Source organism: Streptomyces sp. ISL-66 (assembly GCF_018614135.1).
Taxonomy (GTDB): Bacteria; Actinomycetota; Actinomycetes; order Streptomycetales; family Streptomycetaceae; genus Streptomyces.
Genome location: NZ_JAGGOW010000235.1, coordinates 1 through 10,373, shown reverse-complemented (window position 1 = coordinate 10,373; position 10,373 = coordinate 1). Strand labels below are relative to the sequence as shown.

At 73.3% G+C, this 10,373-nt stretch carries 9 protein-coding genes and 2 pseudogenes; 3 read left to right on the top strand and 8 right to left on the bottom strand.

The window, feature by feature from the left end; all coding sequences use genetic code 11:
- The 7 genes and pseudogenes from J7E97_RS34620 to J7E97_RS34590 form a co-directional block, all read right to left on the bottom strand.
- Positions 1-386 (bottom strand): annotated as a pseudogene (locus J7E97_RS34620) (ComF family protein); the annotation flags it as partial.
- Between the two features lie 88 nt (positions 387-474).
- Positions 475-2,214, bottom strand: a complete 1,740-nt coding sequence (locus J7E97_RS34615) for an LpqB family beta-propeller domain-containing protein (RefSeq protein ID WP_215035490.1) — start codon at positions 2,212-2,214, stop codon at positions 475-477.
- Positions 2,215-2,326: 112 nt separating this feature from the next.
- Positions 2,327-2,995: pseudogene (locus J7E97_RS34610) on the bottom strand (phytoene desaturase family protein); the annotation flags it as partial.
- Between the two features lie 49 nt (positions 2,996-3,044).
- The gene (locus J7E97_RS34605) at positions 3,045-3,659 is read right to left on the bottom strand and encodes a DUF4126 domain-containing protein (protein ID WP_215035488.1); all 615 of its coding nucleotides are present in this window, start codon (positions 3,657-3,659) and stop codon (positions 3,045-3,047) included.
- Between the two features lie 86 nt (positions 3,660-3,745).
- On the bottom strand, positions 3,746-4,147 hold the full coding sequence (locus tag J7E97_RS34600; RefSeq protein ID WP_215035486.1) for a DUF3040 domain-containing protein: 402 nt from the start codon (positions 4,145-4,147) through the stop codon (positions 3,746-3,748).
- A 317-nt stretch (positions 4,148-4,464) separates the two neighbouring features.
- The gene (locus tag J7E97_RS34595; protein WP_215035484.1) at positions 4,465-5,223 is read right to left on the bottom strand and encodes a bifunctional 2-polyprenyl-6-hydroxyphenol methylase/3-demethylubiquinol 3-O-methyltransferase UbiG; all 759 of its coding nucleotides are present in this window, start codon (positions 5,221-5,223) and stop codon (positions 4,465-4,467) included.
- 70 nt (positions 5,224-5,293) lie between these two features.
- Positions 5,294-5,791, bottom strand: a complete 498-nt coding sequence (locus tag J7E97_RS34590; protein ID WP_215035482.1) for an SAV_6107 family HEPN domain-containing protein — start codon at positions 5,789-5,791, stop codon at positions 5,294-5,296.
- 228 nt (positions 5,792-6,019) lie between these two features.
- On the opposite strand from J7E97_RS34590, the gene J7E97_RS34585 reads away from it, so the two are divergent.
- From J7E97_RS34585 to J7E97_RS34575, 3 genes are read left to right on the top strand one after another with little or no spacing between them, the layout of a single operon-like run.
- The gene (locus J7E97_RS34585) at positions 6,020-6,979 is read left to right on the top strand and encodes an ATP-binding cassette domain-containing protein (RefSeq protein ID WP_215035480.1); all 960 of its coding nucleotides are present in this window, start codon (positions 6,020-6,022) and stop codon (positions 6,977-6,979) included.
- Positions 6,951-9,035 carry a YhgE/Pip family protein gene (locus J7E97_RS34580; RefSeq protein WP_215035478.1) on the top strand — a complete coding sequence of 695 codons (2,085 nt, stop codon included), beginning with the start codon at positions 6,951-6,953 and terminating at the stop codon, positions 9,033-9,035. The genes J7E97_RS34585 and J7E97_RS34580 overlap by 29 nt, the downstream gene beginning before the upstream one ends.
- Before the next feature lie 21 nt (positions 9,036-9,056).
- Positions 9,057-9,704, top strand: coding sequence for a TetR/AcrR family transcriptional regulator (locus J7E97_RS34575; protein ID WP_215035476.1), 648 nt, complete (start codon positions 9,057-9,059; stop codon positions 9,702-9,704).
- A 421-nt stretch (positions 9,705-10,125) separates the two neighbouring features.
- Here J7E97_RS34575 and J7E97_RS34570 read toward each other — a convergent pair.
- On the bottom strand, positions 10,126-10,373 hold a 248-nt coding region (locus J7E97_RS34570), incomplete at its 5' end, for a hypothetical protein (RefSeq protein ID WP_215035474.1).

The following is a 10,373-nucleotide window of genomic DNA, read 5'->3' as shown; positions in this document are numbered from 1 at the left end:
GCGGAGGGCACGGGTACCAGGGCCACCTCGCCCGCCCCCGCCCCGCCCACCCAGCCGCGCTCGCCGCGCTCGCCCGCGCCCGCCAGGACGGCCGCCGCCAGAGCCGCGCCGAGGACCTGGGCCAGCGGGAGCGCCCCGCGCTCCTTGTGGGCCAGCAGGACGGCGCGTACGGCCTCCTCGTACGCGGCGGCCGCATGCACCACGGGAAGCCCCGCGGGGCACGGAGACGGGCGTACGCGGGCCGCCCCGGCCCCACTGAGCGCCGAGCGGCAGGCTCCGCACAGTGCCACCCGGACCGCCCCGCAGCCGGCGCAGTCGACCGGCAGGACCAACCCGGCGAGCTCCGCGGCCAGCCCACCGGTCAGTGCCCGCCACCGCTCCCGCATGGAGTCCACCGTGCCCGGCGGGGGCCCGGAGTCGCCACCCCTGTGGACAACCGGGGAAGGCGGTTCGGTCGGCCCGCCGGAAGCAGGTTCAGCCCGGGTAGACCGGAGCCCGGCCGCCCGCCGCCACCGTGCGCCACTGCGCACCCGGCGGCAGCCACACGATCCCGTCCGCCCCCGAGTACGCGACCACCGGCTTCTTCTCGTCCTCGCTCGCCGCGACCGCCTCCAGCGCGGTCGCCCCGGGCAGCCCGGCGCCGACCATCGAGCCGTCGGCCAGCATGTAGCGGGCCTGGACCACCCCGCCGCTCTCGCGGCCCACCACCAGCAGCCGGCCGCGCGGCGCCCAGCTCATCGCCGTCACGTCCGCCAGCTGCGGCGCGGCCGGGCGCAGCTCGCGCACCGAGACCACCGAACCGTCGCCCTTGCCGTCGGGCCGTTCGATCCGGCCGATGTACAGCTCCTTGCGGCTCTCGCTCTGCAGCAGCAGCGCGATCCGCACCCCGTCGGGCGACGTCTTCAGCCCCGTGATCCGGCGCCCGTCCAGCCCCGATACCTCCACCCGCTCGGGGGTCCCCGCACCGCCGGGCACCCGCCACAGCACCGGGTCCTGCACGTCCTGGTCCGCGACCCACAGGTCGCCCGCGGCGTCCCACGAGGGGGTGGTGAACCCGGCGGGCTTGCTTCCCTTCGCCGCCAGCAGCGGCTGCGGCATCGGACCGGCGGTGGTCATGTTGACGACGTACAGCCCGTGCGCGTCCTCGGAGACGACAGCGGCGCGCTTCTCGTCGTAGGAGACGGCCGCGGAGCCGACCTTGAAGGGCGGGTTCCCGGACAGCGGCCCGGGGACCGGGCTCGCCTCCTCCTGCTGCTCTTCCCGGTTGGGGTCCAGGCTCATCCGCTGGAGCCGGCTCTCGCCGTCCACGTAGTACTGGTGGCCGGGCGAGGGCGGCCGGTTGGCGATCACGGCCGCGGCCGCCTCGGTGACCTCGCACAGGTTGGACTTGCCGTCGGCACGCACGATTTCGACCCGGTCCACCCGGGAGCCCGTCAGGTCCTTGACCGTGTACAGGAGTTGGGTGGCCATCTTCTGGCACTGCGGCTGCGCCGTGTTGTCGACCTTGTCGTTCAGCGGCACGCGCAGCGTGTTCTGCCCGTCGTACGAAAGGGACTTGGTGCCCTCGCGCAGCTCCGTACCCGTGGGGAAGAAGGAGGTGACGACCGGTCCGAGCCACTTGGAGGGGCCGGACAGCAACGATTTGACGGTCTGGGTGGTGGGGTCCATCCGGGAGTCGGGGTCACTGCGCTGACGCACGTAGACGGGGTCGGCGACGAGCGTGCCGCCCGCGAAGTAGTACTTGTTGACCGGCATGTAGATGCGCTGGAAGTCGGACTCGCTGAGGACGAGGCTGCTGGGCGGGGTCGCGATCCGCCAGTGCTTGTTCTCCTGCGTGAGCTGGAGGAACTCCTCGTAGCGCCGCCCGCTGGTCTCCGGCTGGTACGCGCTGCGCTCGTCCACCGTGGCCAGCATCCGGCCCGCGACCTTGAAGCGGGGGGCGGCGGGGTCCTTCTCGCCCTGCACGGAGAACCGGTCGAGGCCGGCCGAGAGCACCGTGACGGCCGCGCCCGGCTTCCAGTTCTTCGCCGCGTCCTCGGTGAGGTACTTGCGGGCGGTCTGAAGCTGCGGGTCGTCGCTGGTCATGGCCTCGAGGAAGCCGTCGACGATCTCCTGCGGGCTGGCCCGGTCGGACGGCGGCACGCCGAAGACGCGGACCTGGGAGTCGACGCCCTGCGAGGCCGACACCGGCCGGATCTCCCCGTGGTCGGGCATGGAGGCGCAGCCGGCCAGCAGCAGCCCGGCCGCACCGGCCGTCGCGCACGAGCACCTCCTCGGCCCCGGCGCCGAACTCGAAGTCGACCTTCCGCTCGAGGCACCGCTCGTACACGGCCGTGGCCAGCTCCCGGACCCCGCCGCGCACGTACCAGCTGCCGAAGGTCTGCTCCATGTAGGGCAGCACGGCGGCCGAGGCGGGCGCGGTGGCCGGATCGATTCCGTACGCGCGCACGCGCGCGGTGAGCAGCTCGCCGAGCCCGTCGCCGCCGAGCTCGCGCGCGGCCACCTCGGCCAGGGTCGGCGGGCGGCGGCGCAGCAGGCCGCTGCCGCGCAGCGCGGGGTAGGGGTCGCGGCCCAGCACCTGCCAGTCGGGGCGCAGCGGCTCCTCGAGCAAGGGGCGGCGGGTGGCGTCCCAGGCGTCCCGGGCGCGGCCCAGGACCGCGCTCCAGCGGTCGCCGGCGCCCGGTCCGAAGGTCCGGTCGAGGACGGCGGCGGCGCCACCGTGCGAGCCGCCCGGGAGGGTGACGGTACGGCCGTCCGGGAGGACGTGCCGGACGGCCGGGTCGATCTGGACCAGCTCGGCGCACTCCTCCAGCGGCCGCTTGCCCGTCTTGACGAAGAGGTCGCGGTAGACGGCCGGCAGGTGCACCAGTCCGGGGCCGGTGTCGAAGGCGAAGCCGTCCCGCTCGAAGCGGCCGACGGCGCCCCCGTAGGTCGTCCCGCGCTCGTACACCGTCACCCGGTGCCCCGCCACGGCCAGCCGGGCCGCCGTCGCCATCGCGCCCATGCCGGCGCCGATCACCGCAATTCGTGCCATGCGGCTGAGCCTATCGAGCGGTGCGGGCGACCTCGGCGGCGAGTCGCTTCTCCTCGCGGCGCTGGGCCCGGCGGCGCAGGAAGCGGCGGATCCGGGTCCAGAGGTAGATCAGCAGGGCGAGTCCGGCGACCAGCAGGACCGCGCAGATGATCGCGGCGGCCTCCGGGTTGAACATCGCGAAGGTGACGATCGCGCCCACGCCGAGGTCCTCGGCGGTGCTCATGACGACGTTGCTGAACGGTTCGGGCGAGGTGTTGATCGCCATGCGGGTGCCGGCCTTGATGAAATGGCTGGCCAGCGCGGTGGAACCGCCGACGGCACCGGCGGCGATGTCGGAGAGCGAACCGTTCTGCCCGGCCAGCAGTGCGCCGACCACCGCTCCGGTCAGGGGGCGGATCACGGTGTGCACGGTGTCCCAGAGGGAGTCCACGTACGGGATCTTGTCGGCGACGGCCTCGCACAGGAACAGCACGGCGGCGACGATCAGCACGTCGGTGCGTTGCAGGGAGGCGGGGACCTCGTCGGTCAGTCCGGTCGCGCCGAAGATGCCGAGCAGGAGGACCACGGCGTACGCGTTGATCCCACTGGCCCAGCCGCTGGTGAAGACCAGGGGGAGGACACTCACTCGATCATCATGCAGTACGCGGTGAGGGGACGGGCGCTTGCGGCGCCCGTCCCCTCACCCGAGTCTTCGGTCCTAGCCCGTGGGGTTCACTGCCCCTGTTCGTCCCGGCGGCGCTGCCACCGGTCCTCGATGCGGGTCATCATCGACCGACGCTGGCGGTTGTGGCCCTGGGCCGAACCACCGCTACTACCGGAGGCGGGCTGCTCTCCAGGCTTGGGGGCCTTGCGCCAACCGGTGACCACGAGAACCGTACAGCCCAGCATGACGAGGAATCCCACCACGCTGACCCACAGTACGTTCGGCACGATCACACCGGTCATGAGGAGCGCGACACCGACGACAATGCCTGCGACTGCCTGGTAAACCCGTCGCCGGGTATACGTGCGCAGACCACTTCCCTCAAGCGCTGTAGCGAATTTGGGATCTTCGGCGTACAGCGCTCGCTCCATCTGCTCGAGCATTCGCTGCTCGTGCTCCGAGAGCGGCACGGGAGTCCTCCTCATCCGTCGGTCGCGGGGGGCAGCGACCAGGGGTCCCCTTCAGGATAGGCGGGGAATCGCCCCCGTGACACCCGCCCTCTACGCCACGTTCTTAAAAAACACTGCCCGACAAAAGTACTGCTCGGGGAAAACTCGGTTACGTCTCAAGCATGCGTTGCGCGAAGCCGTACCGCCGTGCGAGCGGCCGCTGAGGGCGTTATTCCCCAGAGGTCCGCTCAGCATGCCGGTCGCTGCCCCCGATCATACGGGTCACACCGCAAGTTCGGAGGGTGAGTGACCTACCGCGTGCCAGGAAGGTTCGCAGATCAGGCGGGCTTCTCGCCGAGGACGTGCAACTGCGTGGCGACGGCGTGGAAGGCGGGCAGCTCGGCGGCGGCCTCCTCCAGGCGCAGCAGTGCCTCGACCGCGCCCGGCTCGGTGTCCACCAGGACGCCCGGCACCAGGTCCGCGAAGATCCGTACGCCGTGCACCGCGCCGACCGCCAGGCCGGCGTCGCCGACCAGCGCGGCGAGCTGCTCCGCGGTGAAGCGGCGCGGCACCGGGTCGCCCGGTCCCCAGCGGCCGGCCGGGTCGGTGAGCGCCGTACGGGCCTCCGTGAAGTGCCCGGCCAATGCGCGGGCCAGGACTGCTCCGCCGAGCCCGGCGCCGAGCAGGCTGAGGATGCCGCCGGGGCGCAGGGCCGCCACCGCGTTGGCCACGCCCTCGGCCGGGTCGTCCACGTACTCCAGCACGCCGTGGCAGACCACCACGTCGTAGGCATCGCGCTCGACCACGTCGAGCAAGCCCTGGGCGTCGCCCTGCACCCCGCGGACCAGGTCGGCCACGCCGGCTTCGGACACCCGGCGCTCGAGCCCGAACAGAGCGTTCGGGCTGGGGTCCACCACGGTGACCCGGTGGCCGAGGCGGGCCACCGGCACGGCGAACTTGCCGGTGCCGCCGCCCGTGTCCAGCACGTCCAGCACGTCCCGCCCGGTCGCCTTCACCCGGCGGTCGAGCGCCTCCTTGAGGACCTCCCACACCACGGCGGTGCGGAGGGAGGCGCGGGGGCGGGAAGTGTCCGACACGGCTGATGGCTCCTCGGCGCGTTAGGTGAGTGGTCCCTGCCCACCCTATGGCCTTCGGCTGCCGGGCAGCTCATCGCGCGTCCGGACGCTCCGCGCGCGGCTGGGGCAGCCCCTGCGGCCGGCCGCGCGGGATGACCGGCCGGAGCGCGAGCATCCGCTCCACCAGGCGCAGGAACATCCCGACGGCGCGCACCAGATCGTCCGCGTCCCGCTCGGTGGCCGCGCCAGCTATCCCGGCCTCGGCCCGGGCCCGGCGGGCCGCGCCGGAGGCGAAGAGCGCGCTCCACTCGGTCAGTTCGGGGGCTATCTCCGGGAGCACCGCCCACGCGCTGCGGATCCTCGGCCGGCGGCGCGGACCCACCGGCTCGGGCCGCCCGCGCGCGGCGAGCACGGCCGCGGCGGCGCGCAGCGCGGCGAGGTGGGCGGTGGCGTACCGCTCGTTGGGCCGGGTCAGCCGGGCGGCTTCGGCCAGGCCCTCGCGGGCCTTGACGAGCAGGTCGAGGGCGGCGGGTGGTGCCGCCGACTTCCGGGGGACGGGGTGGACAGGGGACGGGGACGGTGTGGCCATGACGAACCTCCTGTCGTTCGAGCGCTGCGCGCTGCCGTGCTGTCGGATCCTGCGGTGCTGTTCTTGCGTGTCCCCATCGTGGCGGCCCCCACTGACAATCGCGCTGACCTGCGGCTGCGTCCCCGCCTTCGGTGGTGCGGACGGGCAACTGCCCCCCTGTGCGCACACGATGCCCATGGAGATGCTAGTTTTTGAACTGACTGGTCAGTTCAAAAGAAGGGGGACGGCGTGGACAGCCCGCACGGCGCGGCCGTCAAAGCCGAGGACTTCGGACTCAAGGGCCCGCGCGGCTGGGTGTTCCGGGGCATCGGGATCGACGCGGAGCCCGGGTCGCTCATCGCGGTCGAAGGTCCCTCCGGCAGTGGACGCACCTGCCTGCTCCTCGCGCTCACCGGCCGGATGAAGCCCACCGAGGGCCACGCCGAGGTCGCCCGCCACCGGCTGCCGAAGAAGATGGCCGCGGTCCGCCGGATCGCCGCCCTCGGCCCGGTACCCGGGGTCAACGACCTCGACCCGGCCCTCACCGTCGCCGAGCAACTGCGCGAGGGCGCCCTGCTCCAGCGCCGCTACGAGGGCCCCGTCCGCGCCCTGCTGCGCCCGCGCGGCGAGCGCCGCACCTCCACCGCGGCCCGCATCGAAACCGCGCTGGCCGCCGCCGGACTGGACCTCGCGAGCCTGCCCAAGGGGCCGCGCACCTCCGTACGGGACCTGGAACGGCTGGAATCCGTACGGCTGTCGGTGGCCATCGCCCTGCTCGGCTCGCCGCGCCTGCTGGCCCTGGACGACCTCGACCTCAAGCTGTCGGACGCCGAACGCGCCGAGGCCTGGGACCTGCTCCGCTCCCTCACCGCCCGCGGGACCACCGTCCTCGCGGTGTGCAGCGAGGCCCCGGCCGACGCGGTGGTCCTGCGGACCGTGGCAGCACCGGCCCCGGCTGGGGCCCCGGCGCCCCGGCCCCCCGACTCCACGATCACCGGGGGAGCCCTAGAGGCGGACGCGAAGGACACGGACGCGCGGGACGACACCGCGGACGCGACCGGCGCAGCCGCAACGACCGGCTCCGCCGACACGAAGGACGCGGACACGAACGACGCGGACACGAACGACGCGGACACGAACGACGCCGACACGAACGACGCCGACACGAAGGGGGACGAAGATGCGCTCGCCGAAACTGGCCGCGCTTGAGCTGAAGCGGTTCGGGCGGGGGAAGCTGCCCCGGGCCGCCCTCGTCGCGCTGCTCCTGCTGCCGCTGCTCTACGGAGCCCTGTACCTGTGGTCCTTCTGGGACCCGTACAGCCGCCTCGACAAGGTGCCCGTCGCCCTCGTCAACTCCGACCGGGGCGCCACCGTGGACGGCAAGCGCATCGACGCCGGCGGCGAGATCTCCCGCAAGCTCCGCGACAGCAAGACCTTCGACTGGCGCGAGGTGAGCGAGGAAGAGGCCGCCAAGGGCCTGGAGAGCGGTACCTACTACCTCTCCCTCACCATGCCCGCGGACTTCAGCTCGAAGATCGCCTCCAGCTCCGGCGCCGATCCCGCCACCGGAGCCCTCCAGGTCCGCACCAACGACGCGAACAACTACATCGTCGGTTCGATCTCGCGCACCGTCTTCTCCGAGGTCCGCGCGGCGGCGTCCACCAACGCCTCCCGCGGCTTCCTCGACAAGATCTTCGTCAGCTTCTCCGACCTCCACGACAAGACCGCCGAGGCCGCCGACGGCGCCGACAAGCTCACCGACGGCGCCGGCAAGGCGCAGAAGGGGGCCAAGGACCTCGCCGACGGCCTGGAAACGGCCAAGGAGAAGAACGGCGAGATCACCGGCGGCCTGAAGAAGCTGAACGGCGCCGCCGGACAGCTGGAGACCGGCACGAAGGACATCGCGTCCGGCACCCAACGGCTCGCGGACAAGGTCGGCGGCGCCGCCGACAAGGCACGCCCCTTCCTCAAGGACCCCAAGCAGCTCGCCGACAGCGCCGAACTCGTCGCCGACACCGCCAAGGTCGTCAACAACCACCTCGGCGCCTTCGCCAAGGCGGCCCCGGCCGCCGCCACCGTCACCCAGCGCGTCTCCACCGGCGCCGCCGACGTCTACGCGAAGACCTGCACCGCCGTCACCCAGCCGCAGCCCGCCACCTGCCCGCAGCTGAAGAGGCTCAAGGACGACGCCGCCGAGGGCGCCGAACTCGCGGGCGACGTCAACACCCTCGTCAAGGACGCGGGCGGCGACCTCGGCACGCTCCGCACCCAGCTCACCGACCTGGAGCGGGACGCCCGCGCCCTCGCCGCGAAGGCCCCCGCCCTCTCCGCCGACCTCGAATCGGCCGTCACCCAGGTCAACGCCCTCAACTCCGGCGCCCACAAGGTCGCCACCGGCATGGCCCGGCTGCACACCGGCCTCGGCACCGCCACCGCCGGCTCCGGCGCCCTCGGCGAGGGGGTCGGCAAGCTCGGCGACGGCGCGCACAGCCTCGACGGCGGCCTCGTCAAGCTCGTGGACGGCAACGGCGAGCTGGCCGGCGGCCTGCACGACGGCGCCGGTCAGATCCCCGACTACGACCAGCAGCAGCGCGACGCCCGCACCCAGGTCATGGCCGACCCGGTGCGGCTCGCCAACCAGTCCCTGCACAAGGCGCCCAACTACGGCACCGGCTTCGCCCCGTACTTCATCCCGCTCTCCCTCTGGGTCGGCGCGATGGTCGCCTACATGCTGATCGCCCCGCTCAACCGGCGGGCGCTCGCCGCCGGAGCCTCGCCCTGGCGGATCGCCTTCGCCGGCTGGCTCCCCGTGGCCGGGCTCGGCGCCGCGCAGGTGGCCGCGCTGATGTCCGTACTCCACTGGGGGCTCGGCCTGCAGATGGCCCGGCCCGCGCTGACCATCGCCTTCCTGATGCTGGTCACCGGCTGCTTCGCCGCGATCGTCCAGTGGCTCAACGCCAAGTTCGGGGCCGCCGGGCGCATCCTGGTCCTCGCGGTCCTGATGCTCCAGCTGACGTCGGCGGGCGGCACCTACCCCGTCCAGACCAGCCCCGGCTTCTTCAACGCCATCCACCCCTTCCTGCCGATGTCGTACGTCGTCGAGAGCCTGCGCCGCCTCATCACCGGCGGGGACCTCGCCCCGGTCTGGCAGGGCTGCGCCGTGCTGGCCGCCTTCACCGCGGGCGCCCTCGCCCTCACCGCGCTCGCCGCCCGCGGCAAGCAGGTGTGGACGATGGACCGGCTGCATCCAGAACTGAGCCTGTAGCCCGTGGGGAGCGGTTGACCTGTGAGAATCAGCGCCATGGAAAGCAGCAGCACCGGTACGGCCGCGGGCGGCGCCCGTCGCCAGGCCACGCGTCAGAAGCTCTACGAAGCGGCCGTCACCCTCATCGCGGAGCAGGGCTTCTCCGCGACCACGGTCGACGAGATCGCCGAACGGGCGGGCGTGGCGAAGGGCACCGTCTACTACAACTTCGCCAGCAAGAACGACCTCTTCGAGGAGCTGCTGCGGCACGGGGTCGGGTTGCTGACCGAGTCCCTGCGAACGGCGGCGGAAACCACCGAGGAGCGCGGCGGGACCAGGGTCGAGGCGCTCGACGCGATGATCCGGGCCGGCCTGGTGTTCATCGACCGCTACCCGGCCTTCACCCAGCTCTACGTGGCCGAACTGTGGCGGACCAACCGGACCTGGCAGTCCACCCTGATGGTCGTCCGGCGCGAGGCGGTCGCCGTCGTGGAGAACGTGCTGCGCGAGGGCGTGGAGCGCGGTGAGCTCAGCGCGGAGATCGACGTGCCGCTGACCGCCGCCGCGATGGTGGGGATGGTGCTGGTGGCCGCACTGGACTGGCAGTCCTTCCAGAGCGAGCGCTCGCTGGACGACGTCCACTCGGCGCTGTCGCTGCTGCTGCGGGGGCGGGTCAGCGGAAACCGCTGACGAGGCGGCGCCCCGGCCTGGCGGTCCCGCTCGGCAATGCGCGGCCCGGCAACGCGCCGCCCGGCAACGCGCGGCCCGGCAATGCGCCGCCCGGCAACGCGCCGCCCCGGCAATGCCCCGATCGGCGGTGCCGCCGGGGCGGTGGTGCCGCGTAGAACTGGTGGGGCGCCTGAGTATCCGTACCTAGACGCGGAAATGAGTACCTGCGCGGTTGGCCCAGACCTGCGCGGACACCAGACTGGGGGCAACGGACGGGGACCCGGCCCGCACCGCCGACACGGGGCGGCAGGTGTGGACCGGGTCTCTCCGACCGGGGGTGGGGAACGCGGCCGGCGCCGGGGCTCGGGGGGATCGAGCCCCTACGCCGGCCGCTCTTTTCGTTCCGGTGCCGGGCCCGCTCGGCGGCGGGCCCCGCCGCGTTTCAGCCGCGGCCCCGCAGCGGGAGACGGGCCTGGGCGCGGGACGAGGCGGCCGAGACCTTCTCGGTCAGCGCCGACCAGCGGGCCGAGGCGGCCCAGCGGACGCGCGCCGCCGAGCGGGGCAGGAACAGGGCCCGCAGGCGGGTGCCCCGGGAGACCCCGGCCAGCAGCTCCGCCCCGACCAGCCGGACGTCCGCCGCCAGGGCCCCGTACGAGGGCTCCGCGCCCGGCGGGGCGTACAGCGCGCGCT